Consider the following 19,418-nt stretch of genomic DNA (forward strand, 5'->3'; position numbering starts at 1 on the left):
AAGCCCTATAAATAATATTAAAATAAAATAAATGTAAGAAGGATAGTTTTATACTATCCTTTTTGCGCAAAGTTTAGGAGTTGGTAAAATGAAGGAACTTTTATATAAATTTACACATTTATTTAGTTACTCAACTGAAGATAAATCGGATGAGGTAGTTAAAAAAAGAAAATCCCAAGCTATTACTAATATTTGTGCTATAATTAGCATATTATTATTATTATATTTAATAAATGGAGCAATTTAATAAATAAGGCTATTGCATAATTAATTTGCAATAGCCTTAAAACTATATTTTCCAATGTTCTTTAAATTTCAAAACTTCATTAAAGTTTTTAGTTGTGATTTGTTGAGTTAATACAATTTCATCTTCAATATCACTAATCTTTCTTGCTAAGGATTGGTCTAAAGTCTTTAAATCATCTTCAAGTTGATCTATGTTGCTAAATTTACTAGAAATTATATTAAGTGCTCTTGTAACATCTTTTCTAAATTTTTCTTGCTCATCTTTCATTGATTTAACTTCATTTTGTAATATATTTAAATTATGAGTATTACTTAAAATGATATTTTTCATTTGACTTAATATTTTAGGTAATTGTTTTAATACTTCATTAGTTTCATATAGTGTTAAATAAGTACCATCCTCGTTAGATCTTACATTATTATATGAATTAAATCTTTCATCATCCAAGATAATCACCTCTATATAATATATGATATAGAGTCTATTCGTGTCTTAAAAGATAAAATATAACATAATCTTATTTAAACCATAGTATTTTTTGAACATAAATAATATAATATATAAAAAGATATTCATTCCTTTATTAAAGAAGCTAAATATGGAGGAGCTAAATTTTGGAAACTAATTCAAGAGTAATAGATAAGATTGAGTATAAGATAAAGAAGCCAAAAAATTATAAGGTTATAATGCATAATGACGATTTTACAACTATGGAGTTCGTAGTTGCAGTTTTAAATATAATTTTTAATAAGAGATTCGAGGAAGCTAATAAAATAATGATGGAAGTCCATGAAAATGGTAGAGGCGTAGCAGGAGTTTATCCCTATGATATAGCAGTATCAAAAGCTAATAAGGCTATGTCTATGGCAAAGGAAGAAGGATTTCCGTTTAAACTTACAGTAGAGGGGGATTAAGATGGATATAAGTAAGATTGTAAGAGATGTACTACTAAGAGCGTACAGTATAGCTAAAGAAAATAATAATGAATATGTAACTCCTGAACATTTATTATTAAGTGCTTTAGAAGAAAGTAGCTTTACAAATGTAATATCAAGATTAAATGGTAATATAGATGAGCTTAGAAGTGATTTAATTAAATATATTGATGAATATATAGATAAGCAAGAAGATGGAGATCCAGAAGAAAGTTACGGTATAAAGAATATATTAATAGTATCAACTCAACAAGCAGCATTTAGCGAAAGAAATTTTGTAGCATTAGAACATGTGATTTCAGCTTTATATGCATTAAAAGATAGCCACGCTGTTTATTACCTTGAAAAACAAGGAATAGATAAGCAAAAGCTATTATTTGAATTATCACATAACAAGTCAGAAGAAGAAAATCTTGCCAAGGATGCAATTAAGATTATAAAGGTAAACAAAGAAGAAGTTAATAAGGAAAAGAGCGTAGTAAATACCTATTGCAGAAATTTAACAGATTCAGTTGAAGAGGAAGAATATCCTTTAATAGGTAGACAGGATATTATCGATAGGACTATTCAAATCCTATGTAGAAGAACTAAAAATAATCCTGTTCATATTGGAGAACCAGGAGTAGGTAAGACTGCTATTACCATGGGACTTGCGAAATTAATAAAAGAAGGCAATGTTCCAGATAAATTAAAAAATGCCAAAATATTTTCTTTAGATGTTGGTGGTCTTTTAGCAGGTACCAAATATAGAGGAGACTTCGAAGAAAGAATTAAACAAGTTCTAGATGAAATAAAGACCTATGATAATCCAATAATCTATATTGATGAAATTCATAATATAGTAGGAGCAGGAGCCTTAAATGGTAGTTCCTTAGATGGAGGAAATCTAATAAAAGGCTATCTATTAGAAGGTAAAATAAGATTTATAGGTGCTACTACTTATGATGATTATAAAAAGTATTTTGAAAAAGATAAGGCTTTAGTTAGAAGATTTCAAGTTATAGAAGTTAAAGAAACTTCTATAGATGAAACTATTAATATATTAGAAGGATTAAAAGAAGGATTTGAAGGCTACCATAATGTTAAATATACTTCTGAAGCCTTGAGTTCAGCTGTTAACTTAAGTTCAAAATATATGAATGATAAATTTTTACCTGACAAAGCTATAGATATTATTGATGAAGCAGGAGCTTTTGTAGATATTAATAGAAGTAAATATAAAAATGGTATAGTTAATGAAGATGTAATTGAAGAAATTATCTCTAAAACTTGTCATATACCTAAGCAAGTAGTGGAAAATACTGAAGTTAAGTCATTGAAAATATTAGAAAAAGAACTTAAGAAAAATATTTTTGGGCAGAATGTAGCAGTAGAAGAAGTTACAAAATGTGTTAAAATGTCTAGGGCAGGTTTAAGTGATGAAAATAAGCCAATAGCATCAATGTTATTTGTAGGACCTACAGGAGTAGGTAAGACAGAAATAGCTAAGGTTTTGGCTAAAACTCTAGGGGTTGATTTAGTTAGATTTGATATGAGTGAATATGGAGAAAAGCATGCTGCAGCTAAATTAATTGGATCTCCTCCAGGGTATGTAGGTTATGAAGAAGGCGGACTTTTAACTGATACTATTAGAAAGAAGCCTAATTGTGTATTACTCTTAGATGAAATAGAAAAAGCTCATCCTGATATTTTAGGAGTATTACTTCAAGTAATGGATTATGCAACATTAACAGATAATAAAGGAAGAAAAGCTGACTTTAGAAATACAATTATCATTATGACCTCAAATGCAGGTGCAAGAGATATTGGAAAGAATCTTGTGGGATTTGGTAGAAAAAGTTTAAATTTAGATGCTATAGATGATGAAGTGAAAAGAAGCTTCACGCCAGAGTTTAGAAATAGACTGGATAAAATTATAGTATTTAATCAAATTAACAAAGAAATGGCACTAGATATTACTAAGAAAGAAATTAGTAAATTTAAAGAGAAATTAAAGGAAAAGAATATCGAAATAACAATAAGTAGTAAAGTTTTAAGTAATATAAGTGATAAAGGTCTATCAAAGGAATTTGGTGGAAGAGAAATTAAGAGAGTTATAAATTCTGAACTTAAAACATTACTAGTAGATGAAATATTATTTGGTAAGTTATCTAAGGGAGGAAAATGCTCCATAGGGATAAAAGATAATAAATTTGTAGTTAAATATTAAATATAAAGGAGCTGTCATTGACAGCTCCTAATTAATTTATTTCATTTTAGTTTATAAATTGAATCATCTGGGATAGACTATTTATGTTTAAAAAGTACAATTTATATTATACAATATGTATATTAGTCTTAATTAGAAATAAGGAGGGATAATTTTGATTTTAAAACTATGCATTTTAATATGGGGAATAATTGAAATCTTTATAGGGGGATCTGTAGCGATAAGTAAAAAACTTTTATATTTAAAAGGCGTTGTAGAGAGCTTAACATATATTAATAATAAATTTGATTTATCAAAAGTAAAAGATATTAAGAAATTTTCTGTATGGGTAGGAGAAACTGTATTAATAGAAGGTGGTTTATATATTTTCTTATCATCAGCATCTATATATTTTGAATTAAATAATTTTATAGTCTTATTTTTTATAGTGATAATAGAGTTCTTCTTCTTTAATGTTATAATAAAAGGAGTTCTTAATTTTATAGAGGAATAATAGAGGATTATATGAATAATAAAGAATATATATACGAGAATTACTTAAATATGGCAAGGAGTTTTGTAAGTAGTAAGGAATATGTTAAAGCCTTAAAGTTTTATAAGAAAGCTTATGTATTAAATGAAGGACAAAATGATATTGAGTTAATTTTAGATATGGCATTATTATATGATAAATTAGGTTTTAAAGATTTATCAGAGGAAAAGTATAAAAGAGTTATTGAAATTGATGATAAAGATGCAAGAGCATACTATGGACTTGGCGTAATATATGATGAACTAGAAAATTACAAAGAGGCAATAAGGTATTATAAGATTGCAACGGAAATTGATACAACATATGATAGAGCATATTTTTATTTAGCTAATGCATATGATGAATTAGGGAACAAAGAAGAAGCAATTAAATATTACAATATAACTTTAGATTTAGTTCCAAATGACTTATGGGCAAATGCTAATTTAGGTTGTATTTATGAAGAAAATGGTGATTATAATAAGGCACTAAAGTACATGAAGAAATCATTAGAAATTAATCCTAAGCATTTTAGAATATTATTTAATATGGGAGTAATATATAAAGCTTTAAAATGTTATAAGGAAGCAGAGTTTTATTATAGAGAATCTATAAAAGAGTATAAATACTATCCATTTAGTTATTTGAATCTTTCAATAATATATATTGAGAGAGGCGAATATAAGGAAGCAATAGAAATTATTTCTGAAGGAATTGAAAATAATTATGATGAAGCATTTCTTTATTATAATAGATGTTGCTTTTATATAAAGGCAAAAGAATACGAGAAGGCAATAAAAGATTTGTATAAAAGTGTTGAATTAAACAGTTTCTTTCTTGAATATATGCTGAAGGATAAGGAACTTGACTATTTAAGAAATCTGAAAGAATACAAAGAATTAATAAAAGTAAGTTTTAATTAAAACTTACTTTATTTTATTAAAATAATAAAAATGTAATAGTTTAATATGGATTTGTTAGAAAAATGTATAAGATATTAGTGAAAAATATTTTAACAATTTGTTAATTTATTCATTAGTACAATTACTTAAAGTTGTTCATAATGTGCTTTTATGATAATATTAGAACGTTGCTAAAATGAAATTTCAAATAAATTTTAATTTAGCTGAGGCATAATGTGTAATTTATAATGTAAAATTTATAAGAAACTTTTTAGTAATTTGTAACAAATTACATCATTGATTGTACATTTTAAATTTTAAATTTAGCTGTCTTTAAGGCAGCAATAGTAGGAGGGTTTATAGTGTTATGTAATCTGTTTAATAATGTAAATGTTTCTAATAAAATGTTTATGTTAAAGGATACTAAATTATTTGAAGTCTTGGAAGAAGAAAATAGTAATTTGGAAAGCTTTACTAAAGATGCGCAAGAAAGAATAAATGAATCTTTAGAAAAAATTAAAGGCAAAAAAATTATTATCAAGGCTTTTAGTTTTCAACCTAATTTAAATGGATATGAAATTATTTTAAATGAAAGAAAAGAAGACTTAAAAGTTGGGTTTGAAAAAATTAAAAATCTATGTGAATTTAAACTAGTAGCATCAAAGGAAGACAAGAAACTAGTAAATAGTTTAAAAGAATTTAATGATGTAATTGCTGTTAAAAGCATAGAAGAATTAAATAGTAAAAAACTATTTAAAAAGATTTTTGGTAGTGATGAAGATGTCCTTATTATTGATATTGTGGATGTAATAAGAATAGGACAAGCATCTGAAGGAAAAGCAATTGAAAACTTTGTAACTGTATATGGAAGTGCAGTAAAAGAAAAGAGAGTTTTAGTATTAAAGAAAGAAGCTACATATAAAGAAATATTTGAAGCAGTTAATGGAGGCTTTGAAAGTTTAGTTAAGATAGTTGATGGTGGATCTCTTAACGGAAAACAGGTATATGATATAAACAATAAAATAAGCTCTGAGTCAAGAGGTATTTTATTCTTATCTAATGAAGATTTACCTTCAAATGAAGTTTATAGCTGTATAAACTGTAGCAAATGCTTAAGAGTTTGTCCTGAAGGGTTGAATCCAATTAAGCTTTATGACTTATATAAAAGAAATGAAAAAGAAGAGTTTATAAAGTTTGGTGGGGACAAGTGTATAGATTGTGGCTTATGTAGTTATGTATGTCCATCTAATATTGAAATTGCACAAGCAATTAAAACAGCAAAAACTTTTAAATAAATTAAGAAAATCTGAATAGGAGTGAAGACTGTGGAAAAGAATAATCTTAAAATATCTCCAGCACCTTATATTAAAAAAGGTCTAGAGATTAATAAGATAATGATAGATTTTATTATTGCTTTAATTCCAGCAATTTTTGCGGGTATTTATTTTTATAAAATAGATGCAGTTAAAATAATTGTTGCAACTATTTTAACTTCTCTAATTGCAGAAGGAATTTGGAATAAGTATGTTAAAAAGACAAGGTTTATTACTGATTTAAGTCCTATTGTTTTAGGTATATTAGTGGCTCTTGTTATGCCTACTCATGTGCCTTTATGGATTCCTATAATAGGATCAGTATTTGCTAGCATAGTAGTTAAGCAATTCTTTGGTGGACTTGGTCAAAACTTTATGAACCCAGCTGCAGCAACGAAGGCATTCTTAATTGCTTCTTGGGCAGGGGTTATGGCAAAGCCTGCAAGTGATGCAACAACTTCAGCAAGTGCTACAGAAGTAGTAGTACCTTTAATAGATAAGATTATAGGACAAGCGACTGGAAATATAGGTGAAGTATCAATTTTAGCTTTATGCTTAGGTGGATTATACTTAGCGTTAAGAGGTAGAATTAGTTTAAGAGGTCCAATAGCATTTATAGCATCAGCTATGATTATGTATAGTGTATTTGATAAAGACTTATTATTACCTGGAGCATTTTTCCTAGCTGCAATATTTATGACTACAGATTATGGAACTACTCCAATGACAAAATTTGGACAATATATATTTGGAGCTATTGCAGGGGTTTGTGCATCAGTTATTGCAGTTCAAGGATTTAATCCAGAAGGTCCTTATTATGCAATAATAATTGTGAATTTATGTACACCTCTTATAGATTATTTAACAACTAAAAAATATAAGGTTAAGAAGGAGGCTTAATGTTATGAAGGAAAATTTTAAGCTAGGAGGAATCCTTCTTGTTATAACTATGATTGCTGGATTATTATTAGGATTTGCTAATGATTTAACTAAGGAAGCAATTATAGAAAACTCTAAAATCAGCAAAGAAGATTTAAATTATATAATGCCAACGGCTGAAAAAATTCAAGATATGGATGTTGAATTAGCAGAAGAAGGAAGCATTAAAGAAATATATGAAGCTGTTAATGGAAGTGATGTAGTAGGTTATGTTTTAAAAGTTACTAGTAAGGGATTCCATGGACCAGTAGATTTTGTAGTTGCAATTTCAAAAGATGATAAAGTTTCAGGTGTTAAAGTGTTAGCTCATAGTGAGACACCAGGCCTTGGAGCGAAAATTTCTGAGGATAAGTTTATATCAAGATTTAAGGATAAGCCAGCTACAGGACTTTTAGAGGTTGTAAAAGTTACTCCTAATAAAGATATTGAAGTAGAAGCTATTTCAGGAGCAACAACTTCAAGTAAGGCATCTGTTACAGCAGTAAATGAAGCTATCACTTTTTATTTAGAAAATATAAAAGGTGAAGAGGTAGAACAAAAGGAAGAAACTGATGCTGACACAAGTGCAAGTGCCAATTAGTAATTAATTAGGAGGAAAGTAATGAATAAATTAATTGAAAGATTAAAAAATGGAATAATAACAGAAAATCCAATTTTTGTTCAAGTTTTAGCTATGTGTCCAACTCTAGCAGTTACTACTAGTGCGAAAAATGCATTAGGTATGGGACTAGCTTCAACAGTAGTATTAATATTTTCTAATATGATGATTTCAGCAATTAGAAAACTTGTTCCTGATAAGATTAGAATACCTGCTTATATAGTAGTTATTGCATCTTTTGTTACTATTGTAGATATGTTAATGCAAGGATATATTCCAAGTCTTTACTCATCACTTGGTATATTTATTCCATTAATAGTTGTTAATTGTATTATTTTAGGTAGAGCAGAGGCATATGCTTCAAAAAATAAAATTTTACCTTCAATTTTTGATGCTATAGGTATGGGATTAGGTTTCACTATTGCACTGTTTTTAATAGGTACTTTTAGAGAAATTTTAGGCGCAGGTCAAATACTAGGATTACAAGTAATACCTGAGGCTATTAAGCCAGCTTCTATAATGATATTAGCACCAGGAGCTTTCTTTACACTAGGAGGGCTTATGGTAGTGTTAAATGCTTACAATATAAATAAAGCTAAGAAAACTGGTGAAGAAGTTAAGACTTTAGAGCATAGTTGTGGAAGTTGTTCAGGATGTGGTACTGGTGGATGTGGTACTTCAGATAAAATAGAAATAAAAGATATTAAGAAAAACTAGAGGGGTGTAACTTATGGAATTGTTTATGATTTTTATAGCAGCAATGCTAGTAAATAACTTTGTACTATCTAAATTCCTAGGGATATGTTCATTCCTTGGAGTTTCTAAGAAAAAAGATGCAGCAATAGGAATGGGACTTGCTGTAATGTTTGTAATGATATTAGCTTCTATTATGTCATGGCTTGTTTATAATGGCATACTAGTAACATTTGAACTTGAGTATTTAGATACTATTGCTAATGTATTAGTAATAGCTGCTTTAGTTCAATTTGTTGAAATGGCTATGAAGAAGCTTTCACCAGCCCTTCATAAGGCATTAGGTATATATCTACCACTTATTACTACTAACTGTGCAGTTCTAGGTATGGCTACTCTTAATATACAAGAGGGATATACATTTATAGAATCTGTAGTTAACGGATTAGGAGCATCATCAGGATATATGCTATCTATAGTTCTTTTAGCATTTATTAGAGAAAGAATAGATAATAATGAAAACATACCTGTTGTTCTAAGAGGGTTACCAATTACATTATTTACAGCAGCATTAATGTCAATTGCCTTTTTAGGATTCCAAGGATTAATACACTAAGGGAGGGTTAATATGAATATTTTATATGCAACTTTAAGCTTAGGAGTATTAGGATTAGTTTTTGGAGTGCTTTTAGGTTTTGCATCAAAGGCTTTTGAAGTAAAGGTTGATCCTAAAATACCTAAATTAAGAGAATGTTTACCAGGTGCTAACTGTGGTGGTTGTGGATTTGCTGGTTGTGATGCTTATGCAGAAGCAGTAGTAATGGAAGGCGCTAAGCCTAATCTTTGTTCAGTTGGTGGAGCTAAAACAGCAGCTGATATTGGAGAAGTCTTAGGAATATCAGTAGATGCAGCAGAAAAAATGACTGCTTATGTTAAGTGTAATGGAGATTGCGATTCAGCTAAGAATAGATATGAATTAGAAGGGGTTACTGATTGTCTTACTGCTTCATTAATGATAGATGGTGGAGCTAAATCATGTTCGTATGGATGTTTAGGACTTGGAACATGTGTAAGTGTATGTGAATTTGGAGCATTAGATATAGTTAATGGTGTTGCAAAGGTAAATGTAGATAAATGTACAAACTGTGGAGCATGTATTAACATCTGTCCAAAAGGACTTATAGAATCTGTACCTGTATCTAAGAAGGTAAGAGTAGAGTGTAATAATATTGAAATAGGAAGACATGTTAAGGAAAATTGTTCATCTGCTTGTATAGGATGTAAGTTATGTGAAAGAAATTGTCCAAAGGATGCAGTTCATGTAACTAATAACCTAGCTAAAGTAGATTATGATAAGTGTATAAATTGTCAAATTTGTACTAAGAAGTGTCCAACAGGGGCAATAAAGAATATATTTTTAAACTAATATTTTAGGAGCTGCCTTATGGCAGCTCCTATTAAAATTCAAGAATTAAATATTTCAAGTAAGGATAGTGATCTAACTCTATTTTTGATTTTTTCTTTATCTGTAGAATATAAGTTTAACTCCTTCATTCTATTAAAGTATTCTCCACCGGAGAAAGTATGTCTTATGCTCTTACCATTTTCTATTTCTAAAGTTTCATTTGCGTATGCAATAATATCGCCTATAGAAAGTTCTCTTGGTAATGCTAGTAATTCTTCTCCTAATATAAGTTTTACAGCATTATATCCGGCTAAAGCTCCAGTAGCAATTGCTTCTGTATGTCCTACGAAGAAACCTGATTTTTCTCCTGCGCAAAACATGTTATTAATCCCAATTACTTTCATTGTATTATCTCTAGGGCTTGAAGCTAAATATCTAATAGAATTAGATGTTCCACCTGATAATGGGTCAATATATCTTGCGTTTTCTAGACCTTTTATCTTTCTAAGTTTTTCTAAAGGATAATAAGATGTCATTAGTTTAATATGGCCAGTGTCTAAAAGAATAACATTTTCTGCAAATTCTTTAAGGGCATATTGCTGGCAAACTTTTTGACTTAATTTATCTAGATTAATATCTTCTTTAGGAATAGGTAATGATACTACTCCTTTAATGCGTAGTTCCTCTAAAAGGTCTTCAGATAAAGATTCTCTAGGCATTTCGCAAGAGCCACTCATAGCACCAGGGGTACCATTAGATCTCTCACCTATAATATCTTTAATTCCTGCCTTTAAGCTTAGACTTTCTCTGCTTCCAAATGTAGGACATCTTAATATACACATAGAACAGCCATTACCATATTTATTACAATTAGTCATAGAGCCAGTAGAACCTGTAGTTTCTATGAAAACATCTCCATCAACAAAGGTACCATCAGATAGTTTTATACTTTTAATATAATTATCTTCTAGTATTACATTTACACCTCTTGATTTGAAATGAATATTAATTCCTAAAGACTCTATATATCTTCTTATTATAGGTTCAGCTTTACCTATATCAGTTAAACTTGCATGTTTATGACCAGAAAAGTCAACGTCAGTATGAAGAGCTAAAGCATCCATAATTTCGATAATTTCACCTGCGCCAATATTGATTAATTCTTCAGTGGCAGTGAATCTTCCGTTATTTCTCATTATGCCACCAACATTACCTACTCCTAGCAGCATATCTGATCTTTCAATAATATGGACATCAGCTTTCATTTTTTTTGCTTGTATAGCAGCCTGACATCCTGCAAAGCCTCCTCCAATTACAACAACTTTCATTATTTTTACCTCAAAAATTACTGTTTATATTAAAATATTCCATGATTTTTAAAAAGGTTCATTATAATAAAAGTAATTTTAAAATGCAAAGCATTTTAAATGAAAAAGTTAAGGAATGAAAGAATGAAAAAATGAAGGAAGAGGTTTTGCAATGCAAAACCTCTTTTGTTTCAAAGATTTCTTAAAAAATTTGTAAGGATTTTTTTAGATGTTTTTTCATTTTTTTCTTTCATTAATAAAATGCTTCGAATTTTATGACATTAGTTTATTACTGGGATTATGTTATATACTGGTTCTTCGTAAGGATGAATATTCTTAATTACATTTATTACTTCTAAAGCTAAATCCTTTGAACAAGTAAATTCCATTTTAGCTTCTTTTTGAATAGATAAAGAATTAGCTTTTCCTAAATAAGGATCAGAGCCTTTTAAAGGTCTATAATAGCCACTTACCTCAGTGATTGAAATGCAATTATCGTACTTTCCTACAGTAAGGGCACCTGTTCTGTTAATTCCTTCTCTTAGTTTCTCTACAAAATCAAAAGGAAGATATATTTCAAATTTAACCTTTGTATAATTCATTATAGTAGCCTCCTAATATTAGTTATAATTAAATAATAGACTATTGACATTAATTAGTAAATATTTAATTTTAATTTATAAATGGAGAAAATATGAAGAAATATTATGTGAAAATCACTTGTTTGAAGAGTTTATGAGTATAAAAGCTTTGATTATCAAAATATTTTATTAAAAAGTAGATATTTAATTGAAATTTATAAGAAATTAGATTATTATTTAATTAAGTAACGATAGAAAAAGGATGGGATAATTAATTATGCAAAAAGAAACTAGTGTAGTTAATGAGCTTTTAGTAAAAATATTTAACGAAATTCTTCAAATAGAAGAAAAGACATTGAAGAGTGGTTATTTTTCTGACCTTTCAGTTAGAGAAATGCATACTATTGAAGCGATAGGAAGTAAGTCTAAAAAAATGATGAGTGAAGTAGCACAAGACTTAGGTATTACAGTTGGAACATTAACTACGTCTATAAATAGATTAATTAAAAAGGGATATGTAGAAAGAAGTAGGATAGAAGAGGATAGAAGGGTTGTTTTAGTTGAGTTAACTAAAAAAGGTAAGATAGCAAATAGACTTCATGAAAGATTTCATAATGAAATGGTAAAAGAAATGATGAATGGTCTACTAGATGAAGAAAAAGAAGTATTAATTAGTTCTCTTGATAAGTTAAATAAGTATTTTATTGAAAAGTGTGAGTCAATAAAGTAATATATAAGTTGTAATAAAGTTTTACATTTTAATAAGTTATATTTAATGAATAAAATAGATAGTTAAGGAAGTTTGTATTCAACTTAAATAAAAATAAAAATCTATGCTTTCAATTGATATAATTTACTTTTAAATTATTTTTCACTTAAAAATATATAAGACTACAAGATTTAAATTATTTATTGAAACATAGATTATTAAAAGAAGTACAGGAGGATAGTTTGATGAATGCAAGTTTAGAGGTTGCTAAGTATGCAACAAGGATGGCAATATCATCTAGGGAGGAAGAAGAAGAGTTAAAGGTTGAGCTTAAGAAAAAGGGTATATTAGCTACAGCTGTTAATATAGGTGGTAATATTAATGAATCTACATCGAAGATTTTAGAAAGAGCATTAGTAGCCTCCAAAAGAAATGGATTAATTAGAGAAGAACACTTGCATGAAGGCGGAGTAATTGGTGCAACTAGGGATGCTTTAATGCAAGTTTGGAATAGGGCTAGTGGACAAAATGTTGGAGGGAAAATCGGTATTGCTAGAAGAGATGAGCACTTAAGTGTATGTATATTTTTAAGTGTAGGGTTGTTACATCTAGATGAAGTAGTAATAGGGATCGGACATAGAGCTGTTCCAAGAATAGACGTATAATAAATAAAAGTTAGTGATAGTTATTACTTTTTATATAAAGAAATAAATTAAGGAGACTTATATAAGTATAAGTTTCTTTTTTTTATTAATAAAGAAGAGAGAGTAAAAAGTATTTACTAGAAAAGGTAATTTAATATTTACAATAAAAAGTAATTATGATATTATATGATAAATATTAAAATGATAATAAAATCTCTATTGTGATATTAATATAATATTAATTATTTGCAAATGTAAGTATTTTAATAATAATTAAAGGTTAAAAATGAAGAATTGTAGGTGGGAGATTTTAATATCATTTGTTATGTTATATTTAGGAGGATGGTTAACATGGTAGGAAAGAAAAAAATAGCATTAGGCTTAGCATGCGTACTAGCTGCTAGCGTTTTTGTTGGATGTAAAGATAATGGAGGATCTGCATCTAATGAAGATAAGGTTTATAGCATCGGGATTAATCAATTAATTCAACACCCTGCTCTAGATGCTGCAAAAGACGGATTTATTGAAGGGCTTAAAGAAAAGGGATATGAAGAAGGAAAGAATATAGAGATTGATTATCAAAATGCTCAAGGGGACAACCCTACAGCTCAAACTATAGCTCAAAAGTTTGCATCTGAAAAGAAGGATTTAATATTAGCTATAGCTACTACTTCAGCTCAAGCTGTATATAATGCAACTAAAGAAATTCCAACAGTATTTACAGCAGTTACAGATCCTGTAGCAGCAGAAATAGCAAAGGATTGGAAGAGTTCAGGTACTAATTTAACAGGGGTATCAGATATGGTTCCTGTAGATAAACAATTAGATTTATTACTAAAATTAAAACCTGATACTAAAACTTTAGGAGTAATATACAATACTTCAGAGGCTAATTCTATTGTTCAAGTAGATGCTTTAAAGGCTGAAGCAAGTAAATTTAATTTAACAGTTAAAGAAATAGGTATTACAAACGTAAATGAAATAAATCAAAACTTATCAGCAGTTATTAAAGATATAGATGCTTTATATACACCAACAGACAATACAGTTGCATCTGCTTATGATTTAGTTGGACAAATTGCTGTTAAAAACAATATTCCTATATTGGGTGCAGAAGAAGCAGTGGTTTCTAAAGGTGGATTATGTTCAATAGGCATTGACTACTTTAAATTAGGTAAAGAAACTGCATATAAAGCAGTAGAAATATTCGAAGGAAAGAAACCAGAAGAAATAGAAATTACAACTTTAAGTGATATGAGCATTACAATTAATACAGATGTAGCTAAAAAGTTAAATATTTCTATACCAAGTGATATTGAAGAAAGTGCTACTAAGGTAACTGGGGGCGTTAACTAGTGGATTTAATTATAAACGTATTAGAACAAGGCTTTTTATTTGGAATAGTAGCCGTAGGTGTTTATATTACTTATAAGATATTGGATTTTCCTGATTTATCTGTAGATGGAACTTATCCATTAGGAGCAGCTATATGCGCAGCTCTTTTGGTTAAGGATATAAATCCGTGGCTTGCAGTAATAATAGCAACACTAGGTGGTTCTTTAGCAGGACTTACTACAGCTCTTTTAAATGTTAAGCTCAAAATAACAAATTTAATGTCTGGAATATTAGTTATGATTGGATTATATTCAATTAATTTAATGATAATGGGTAAATCTAATGTGCCTTTATTTAGTACTAAAAGTGTTTTTGGGACTAGTTCTAAGATATTAATAATAATAGGAGTCCTTATTGTAATTAAGATAGCTTTTGACTTGTTTTTAAAAACTAAGCTTGGAAGTCTATTAATTGCAGTAGGAGATAATGAACAACTTGTTACATCTTTAGGGGTTAATAAAAATTCTATTAAAATATTAGGACTTATGATAAGTAATGGACTTGTAGCCTTAAGTGGAGCATTAACAGCTCAATATCAAGGCTTTGCTGATGCAGGTATGGGTACTGGAGTAGTAGTTATGGGACTTGCGGCAGTTATAATTGGTTCATCTATATTTAAAAAACTTACATTTATAAAAGCTACTACATTGTCTATAGCAGGTGCTGTTATTTATAAACTTGCTATAGCTATAGTTTTAAAGCTTGGATTAGATCCAAATTACTTAAAGTTAATGACAGCAATTATTGTTATTATTGCTTTAAGCTTAAATTCAAATGTATTTAAATTTAAGAGTAAAAAGAAATCTGTAAGTAATATTGTAGAAAAAGAAGGCGGTGATTTAGATGCTAAAAATTCAGGCGTTGCACAAGGTCTTTAATGAAAATACAATAAACGAAAATAAAGTTTTTTCAAATTTTTCTCTTGAGGTAGATGAAGGTGATTTCATTTCTATTATAGGATCGAATGGAGCTGGAAAATCAACACTTTTAAATATTATTTCTGGGAATATTCAAAGTGATGATGGAGTAATAGAGCTAGATGGAATTGATATGTCTAAGTCTGATGAATTTAAGAGGTCAAAAGTAATAGGAAGGGTTTTTCAAAATCCATCTTTAGGAGTTGCTCCTAATATGACAATATTAGAAAATTTAGCGTTAGCTGATAATAAGGGAAAAAGATATGGATTATCTTTAGGAATAAATAAGAAAAGAATATCATATTACAAAGAACTATTAAAGGAGCTTGATCTTGGATTAGAGGATAAGCTTTATAATAAGGTTGAGCTTTTATCAGGAGGTCAAAGGCAAGCATTAACTATGTTAATGGCTGTAATGTCAAAACCTAAGCTTTTGCTTTTAGATGAACATACAGCAGCTTTAGACCCAAAGACTTCTATGAAGATTATGGAAATAACAGAAAAGATTTTAAAGGAAACTAATATTACTACTATGATGGTTACTCATAATTTAAAGCATGCTATTAAAAATGGTAATAGACTTATTATGATGCATAGAGGAGAAGTTTTATTAGATGTAAAAGGTAAGGAAAAAGAAGAGTTAACTACTGAAAAACTTATGAATTTATTTAAAGAAGCAAGTTTAAATGAAGATTTAAGTGATAGAAGCTTACTTGTTTAATGAATAATGGAAAATCGATGAAGTAATTTATATGAAATTACTTTAAAGATGAGATTTTAAGAGCTGCTTTAGTAGCTCTTTTTATTTAAGAATTAATATTGAAGAAAGTTATATGAAATTTTTTTAAGTTATAGATATTATAAAATTTTAAAAGGGATTTTAGTTTTGAATAATTTAAGTAATAATAGGGGAATTTAATATAGAAAAAAATACTTTATTAGAAGTTTGTTATTTAAATAACGATTATTCAATAAAAAATCCTTATGAGAAAAAGTGCAAAATAAAGAGTCTTAAAAATAATTTTCTAACTATTCAAAATAATTAAAATAAATAACAAATTTAAAATGGCTTAATTACTAGCTTTGGAGAGGAATGAATTTTAATTGAAAATCTTTTGAAAAATTTGATATAAAAATATGAAAAAATTTCTTGAAAAAAGATTGACAAAAATTAAACAATATAATAAAATCAAATTGTACTTAAGTAAAAGGTACTAAATAAGCAAATAAATTTATTAAAAAATAAATTTTTATAAATAGGAGGAGTAAAAATGGCAGTAACTAATGCACAAGAATTAACTCAAAGAATTAAGGAATTAAGAGAAGCGCAAAGAGTATTTGCAACTTATACTCAAGAGCAAGTAGATGAAATCTTTAGACAAGCAGCTATGGCAGCAAATGACAATAGAATAAAATTAGCTAAGATGGCAGTAGCTGAAACAGGAATGGGTATAGTTGAAGATAAGGTTATTAAGAACCACTTCGCAGCTGAATATATATATAATCAATATAAGGATATGAAAACTTGTGGAGTTTTAGAAGAAGATAAGACTTACGGTGTTACAAAGGTTGCTGAACCAATCGGTGTTATTGCAGCAATAGTACCAACTACAAATCCAACATCAACAGCAATATTTAAAACATTAATAGCTTTAAAAACTAGAAATGCAATTATTATCTCTCCACATCCAAGAGCTAAGAATTCTACTATAGAAGCAGCTAAAATAGTTTTAGAAGCTGCAGTGAAAGCTGGAGCTCCAGAAGGAATAATCGGATGGATAGATGAGCCATCAGTAGAATTATCACAAAATGTAATGAGAGAATCAGATATAATTCTTGCTACAGGTGGTCCAGCAATGGTTAAGGCTGCTTACTCTTCAGGAAGACCAGCTTTAGGAGTTGGTGCTGGTAACACTCCAGCAATTATTGATGAAACAGCTCATATTAAAATGGCTGTAAACTCAATACTTTTATCTAAGACTTTTGATAATGGTGTAATTTGTGCATCAGAACAATCATTAGTAGTATTAGAAGATGTTTATAATGAAGTTAAGAAGGAATTAAGCGAAAGAGGAGCTTATATCTTAAAAGGTGAAGAAATAGATAAGGTTAGAAAAGTAATCTTAAATGAAAAAGGTGGCTTAAATGCTAATATAGTAGGTCAATCTGCATATAAGATTGCAGAGATGGCAGGAGTTAGCGTTCCAGAAACTGCTAAGGTTTTAGTTGGAGAAGTTGAGTCTGTAGAATTAGAAGAACCATTCTCACATGAAAAATTATCACCAATCTTAGCAATGTATAAAGTTAAGAACTTTGAAGTTGCTTTAGAAAAGGCTGCAAGATTAATTGAACTTGGTGGTATGGGTCATACTTCAATTCTTTATACTGATCAACTTAAGTCTAGAGATAGAATATTAAAGTTTGGAGAAAGAATGAAGACTGCTAGAACTCTAATAAACATGCCAGCATCACAAGGGGCGATTGGAGATATATTTAACTTTAAACTAGCTCCATCATTAACTCTTGGATGTGGATCATGGGGAGGAAACTCAGTTTCAGAAAATGTTGGTCCTAAGCACTTAATTAATATTAAGAGTATAGCTGAGAGGAGAGAAAATATGCTTTGGTTTAGAGTTCCAGAAAAAGTTTACTTTAAGTATGGTTGTTTACCAGTTGCTCTTGAAGAGTTAAAAGATATGGGTAAAAAGAAGGCGTTTATAGTAACTGATAAAGTGTTATTTGAAATGGGATATACTAATAAAGTAACAGAAGTATTAGAAAGAAACGGAATACAATTTAAAATATTCTCAGATGTAGAACCAGACCCAACACTTAGATGTGCAAGAGCTGGAGCAAAGGAAATGTTAGATTTTAATCCAGATGTTATTATAGCTCTTGGTGGTGGATCAGCAATGGATGCTGCTAAGATTATGTGGGTTATGTATGAACATCCAGAAGTTAACTTCCATGACTTAGCTATGACGTTTATGGATATAAGAAAGAGAATATATAAATTCCCAACTATGGGTGAAAAGGCTATGATGGTTTCAATAGCTACATCAGCAGGAACAGGTTCAGAAGTAACACCATTTGCTGTTATTACTGATGAAACTTCAGGTGTTAAATATCCACTTGCAGATTATGAACTAACTCCAGATATGGCTATAGTTGATGCTGAACTTATGATGACATCTCCAAAGGGATTAACTGCTTGTGCAGGTATAGACGTTTTAGTTCACTCAATAGAAGCATATGTTTCAATAATGGCTTCAGAATATACAAATGGATTAGCTTTAGAAGCAATAAGATTAGTATTTAAATATTTACCAGATGCATTTAATGAAGGAACAACTAATGTAAAAGCTAGAGAAAAAATGGCACATGCATCATGTATGGCTGGTATGGCATTCTCAAATGCTTTCTTAGGAATTAACCACTCAATGGCTCATAAATTAGGTGCATTCCACCACTTACCACATGGTATGGCTAATGCATTATTAATGAATGAAGTTATAAGATTTAATGCTACTGATGCACCAACTAAACAAGCTGCTTTTGCTCAATATAAATATCCAAATGCAGCATGGAGATATGCTAGAATAGCAGATCACTTAGGATTAGGTGGAAAAACTGAAGAAGAAAAAGTTCAATTATTAATTAAAGCTGTAGAAGAATTACAAGCTAAGGTTAATATGCCAAAGACAATAAAAGAAGCTGGAGTTTCAGAAGATAAATTCTATGCTACTTTAGATGAAATGGTAGAGCAAGCATTTGATGATCAATGTACTGGTGCGAATCCAAGATATCCATTAATGAGCGAGTTAAAAGAAATGTATATTAAATGCTATCATGGTTCTAACACTAAAGAAACTAAAAAAGAATCAAAGAAAAAATAATATGCAATTATAGAAAGAGGATACTTTAAAGTATCCTCTTTTTCAGACTGCTGACAAAGTGTCAGCAGTCTTTAATTTTATACATATATATAATATAATAATAAATATTTTAATTTATTACATAGGAGTTTACTAATGATAAACGAAAGAAAAGAATCACAAAATCAAATGGAAGTAGTAATGTTAGAGCAATTAGTTCCGCAAGAACATTTGCTTA

Annotated in this window: 20 protein-coding genes; 17 read left to right on the forward strand and 3 right to left on the reverse strand. The window is 29.0% G+C overall.

Going from position 1 to position 19,418, the window contains the following annotated elements; all coding sequences use genetic code 11:
• The first annotated feature begins 88 nt into the window (after positions 1–88).
• Complete coding sequence (locus GPX08_RS06370; protein ID WP_156626008.1) at positions 89–247, forward strand: hypothetical protein; 159 nt, start codon at positions 89–91, stop codon at positions 245–247.
• Between the two features lie 42 nt (positions 248–289).
• On the opposite strand, the gene GPX08_RS06375 is transcribed toward GPX08_RS06370, so the two are convergent.
• Positions 290–694: a hypothetical protein gene (locus GPX08_RS06375; protein ID WP_156626009.1), complete on the reverse strand. Its 405-nt coding sequence runs from the start codon at positions 692–694 to the stop codon at positions 290–292.
• A 167-nt stretch (positions 695–861) separates the two neighbouring features.
• On the opposite strand from GPX08_RS06375, the gene GPX08_RS06380 reads away from it, so the two are divergent.
• From GPX08_RS06380 to GPX08_RS06425, 10 genes are all read left to right on the forward strand, one after another.
• Positions 862–1,161 carry an ATP-dependent Clp protease adaptor ClpS gene (locus tag GPX08_RS06380; protein WP_156626010.1) on the forward strand — a complete coding sequence of 100 codons (300 nt, stop codon included), beginning with the start codon at positions 862–864 and terminating at the stop codon, positions 1,159–1,161.
• Position 1,162: 1 nt separating this feature from the next.
• Positions 1,163–3,391, forward strand: a complete 2,229-nt coding sequence (locus GPX08_RS06385) for an AAA domain-containing protein (protein ID WP_156626011.1) — start codon at positions 1,163–1,165, stop codon at positions 3,389–3,391.
• A gap of 154 nt (positions 3,392–3,545) precedes the next feature.
• Complete coding sequence (locus GPX08_RS06390; RefSeq protein WP_156626012.1) at positions 3,546–3,884, forward strand: hypothetical protein; 339 nt, start codon at positions 3,546–3,548, stop codon at positions 3,882–3,884.
• Positions 3,885–3,895: 11 nt separating this feature from the next.
• Positions 3,896–4,825: a tetratricopeptide repeat protein gene (locus GPX08_RS06395; protein WP_156626013.1), complete on the forward strand. Its 930-nt coding sequence runs from the start codon at positions 3,896–3,898 to the stop codon at positions 4,823–4,825.
• A 341-nt stretch (positions 4,826–5,166) separates the two neighbouring features.
• Positions 5,167–6,099 carry a 4Fe-4S dicluster domain-containing protein gene (locus GPX08_RS06400; RefSeq protein WP_156626014.1) on the forward strand — a complete coding sequence of 311 codons (933 nt, stop codon included), beginning with the start codon at positions 5,167–5,169 and terminating at the stop codon, positions 6,097–6,099.
• 30 nt (positions 6,100–6,129) lie between these two features.
• On the forward strand, positions 6,130–7,017 hold the full coding sequence (locus GPX08_RS06405) for an RnfABCDGE type electron transport complex subunit D (protein WP_156626015.1): 888 nt from the start codon (positions 6,130–6,132) through the stop codon (positions 7,015–7,017).
• Positions 7,018–7,021: 4 nt separating this feature from the next.
• Positions 7,022–7,636 carry an RnfABCDGE type electron transport complex subunit G gene (locus GPX08_RS06410; RefSeq protein ID WP_156626016.1) on the forward strand — a complete coding sequence of 205 codons (615 nt, stop codon included), beginning with the start codon at positions 7,022–7,024 and terminating at the stop codon, positions 7,634–7,636.
• A 21-nt stretch (positions 7,637–7,657) separates the two neighbouring features.
• On the forward strand, positions 7,658–8,371 hold the full coding sequence (locus GPX08_RS06415; protein ID WP_156626017.1) for an RnfABCDGE type electron transport complex subunit E: 714 nt from the start codon (positions 7,658–7,660) through the stop codon (positions 8,369–8,371).
• 13 nt (positions 8,372–8,384) lie between these two features.
• Positions 8,385–8,963, forward strand: a complete 579-nt coding sequence (locus tag GPX08_RS06420; protein WP_156626018.1) for an RnfABCDGE type electron transport complex subunit A — start codon at positions 8,385–8,387, stop codon at positions 8,961–8,963.
• A 12-nt stretch (positions 8,964–8,975) separates the two neighbouring features.
• Positions 8,976–9,773: an RnfABCDGE type electron transport complex subunit B gene (locus tag GPX08_RS06425; RefSeq protein ID WP_156626019.1), complete on the forward strand. Its 798-nt coding sequence runs from the start codon at positions 8,976–8,978 to the stop codon at positions 9,771–9,773.
• Positions 9,774–9,811: 38 nt separating this feature from the next.
• Here GPX08_RS06425 and GPX08_RS06430 read toward each other — a convergent pair whose 3' ends face one another.
• The gene (locus tag GPX08_RS06430) at positions 9,812–11,080 is read right to left on the reverse strand and encodes an FAD-dependent oxidoreductase (RefSeq protein ID WP_156626020.1); all 1,269 of its coding nucleotides are present in this window, start codon (positions 11,078–11,080) and stop codon (positions 9,812–9,814) included.
• A 260-nt stretch (positions 11,081–11,340) separates the two neighbouring features.
• Entirely contained in the window at positions 11,341–11,661 is a 321-nt protein-coding gene (locus GPX08_RS06435; RefSeq protein ID WP_156626021.1) for a cytochrome C biogenesis protein, read from the reverse strand.
• A gap of 256 nt (positions 11,662–11,917) precedes the next feature.
• Between GPX08_RS06435 and GPX08_RS06440 the strand changes: the two genes are divergently transcribed.
• The 6 genes from GPX08_RS06440 (at position 11,918) to adhE (ending at position 19,201) form a co-directional block, all read left to right on the forward strand.
• A complete protein-coding gene (locus GPX08_RS06440; protein WP_156626022.1) occupies positions 11,918–12,370 on the forward strand; it encodes a MarR family transcriptional regulator in 453 nt (150 codons plus the stop codon).
• A 224-nt stretch (positions 12,371–12,594) separates the two neighbouring features.
• Positions 12,595–13,014 carry a hut operon positive regulator HutP gene (locus GPX08_RS06445; RefSeq protein ID WP_156626023.1) on the forward strand — a complete coding sequence of 140 codons (420 nt, stop codon included), beginning with the start codon at positions 12,595–12,597 and terminating at the stop codon, positions 13,012–13,014.
• 330 nt (positions 13,015–13,344) lie between these two features.
• Positions 13,345–14,349: an ABC transporter substrate-binding protein gene (locus GPX08_RS06450; protein ID WP_156626024.1), complete on the forward strand. Its 1,005-nt coding sequence runs from the start codon at positions 13,345–13,347 to the stop codon at positions 14,347–14,349.
• On the forward strand, positions 14,349–15,266 hold the full coding sequence (locus GPX08_RS06455) for an ABC transporter permease (protein ID WP_156626025.1): 918 nt from the start codon (positions 14,349–14,351) through the stop codon (positions 15,264–15,266). Before GPX08_RS06450 ends, GPX08_RS06455 begins: the two co-directional genes overlap by 1 nt.
• Positions 15,232–16,026 (forward strand): ATP-binding cassette domain-containing protein, encoded by a 795-nt coding sequence (locus GPX08_RS06460; RefSeq protein WP_156626026.1) that lies wholly within the window; start codon positions 15,232–15,234, stop codon positions 16,024–16,026. Before GPX08_RS06455 ends, GPX08_RS06460 begins: the two co-directional genes overlap by 35 nt.
• Positions 16,027–16,576: 550 nt before the next feature.
• Positions 16,577–19,201, forward strand: coding sequence for a bifunctional acetaldehyde-CoA/alcohol dehydrogenase (gene adhE, locus GPX08_RS06465; RefSeq protein WP_156626027.1), 2,625 nt, complete (start codon positions 16,577–16,579; stop codon positions 19,199–19,201).
• Positions 19,202–19,418: the final 217 nt, after the last annotated feature.

The sequence above is a fragment of the Clostridium tertium genome, assembly GCF_902652255.1.
Taxonomy (GTDB): Bacteria; Bacillota; Clostridia; order Clostridiales; family Clostridiaceae; genus Clostridium; species Clostridium tertium_A.

What these genes read in the sequence shown, in the direction of transcription:
- GPX08_RS06450 (WP_156626024.1), top strand. Translation starts at nt 13,345, where the DNA reads ATGGTAGGAAAGAAAAAAATAGCATTAGGCTTAGCATGCGTACTAGCT.
- GPX08_RS06385 (WP_156626011.1), top strand. Translation starts at nt 1,163, where the DNA reads ATGGATATAAGTAAGATTGTAAGAGATGTACTACTAAGAGCGTACAGT.
- GPX08_RS06395 (WP_156626013.1), top strand. Translation starts at nt 3,896, where the DNA reads ATGAATAATAAAGAATATATATACGAGAATTACTTAAATATGGCAAGG.
- adhE (WP_156626027.1), top strand. Translation starts at nt 16,577, where the DNA reads ATGGCAGTAACTAATGCACAAGAATTAACTCAAAGAATTAAGGAATTA.
- GPX08_RS06440 (WP_156626022.1), top strand. Translation starts at nt 11,918, where the DNA reads ATGCAAAAAGAAACTAGTGTAGTTAATGAGCTTTTAGTAAAAATATTT.
- GPX08_RS06425 (WP_156626019.1), top strand. Translation starts at nt 8,976, where the DNA reads ATGAATATTTTATATGCAACTTTAAGCTTAGGAGTATTAGGATTAGTT.
- GPX08_RS06415 (WP_156626017.1), top strand. Translation starts at nt 7,658, where the DNA reads ATGAATAAATTAATTGAAAGATTAAAAAATGGAATAATAACAGAAAAT.
- GPX08_RS06410 (WP_156626016.1), top strand. Translation starts at nt 7,022, where the DNA reads ATGAAGGAAAATTTTAAGCTAGGAGGAATCCTTCTTGTTATAACTATG.
- GPX08_RS06370 (WP_156626008.1), top strand. Translation starts at nt 89, where the DNA reads ATGAAGGAACTTTTATATAAATTTACACATTTATTTAGTTACTCAACT.
- GPX08_RS06460 (WP_156626026.1), top strand. Translation starts at nt 15,232, where the DNA reads ATGCTAAAAATTCAGGCGTTGCACAAGGTCTTTAATGAAAATACAATA.
- GPX08_RS06420 (WP_156626018.1), top strand. Translation starts at nt 8,385, where the DNA reads ATGGAATTGTTTATGATTTTTATAGCAGCAATGCTAGTAAATAACTTT.
- GPX08_RS06435 (WP_156626021.1), bottom strand. Translation starts at nt 11,661, where the DNA reads ATGAATTATACAAAGGTTAAATTTGAAATATATCTTCCTTTTGATTTT.
- GPX08_RS06430 (WP_156626020.1), bottom strand. Translation starts at nt 11,080, where the DNA reads ATGAAAGTTGTTGTAATTGGAGGAGGCTTTGCAGGATGTCAGGCTGCT.
- GPX08_RS06445 (WP_156626023.1), top strand. Translation starts at nt 12,595, where the DNA reads ATGAATGCAAGTTTAGAGGTTGCTAAGTATGCAACAAGGATGGCAATA.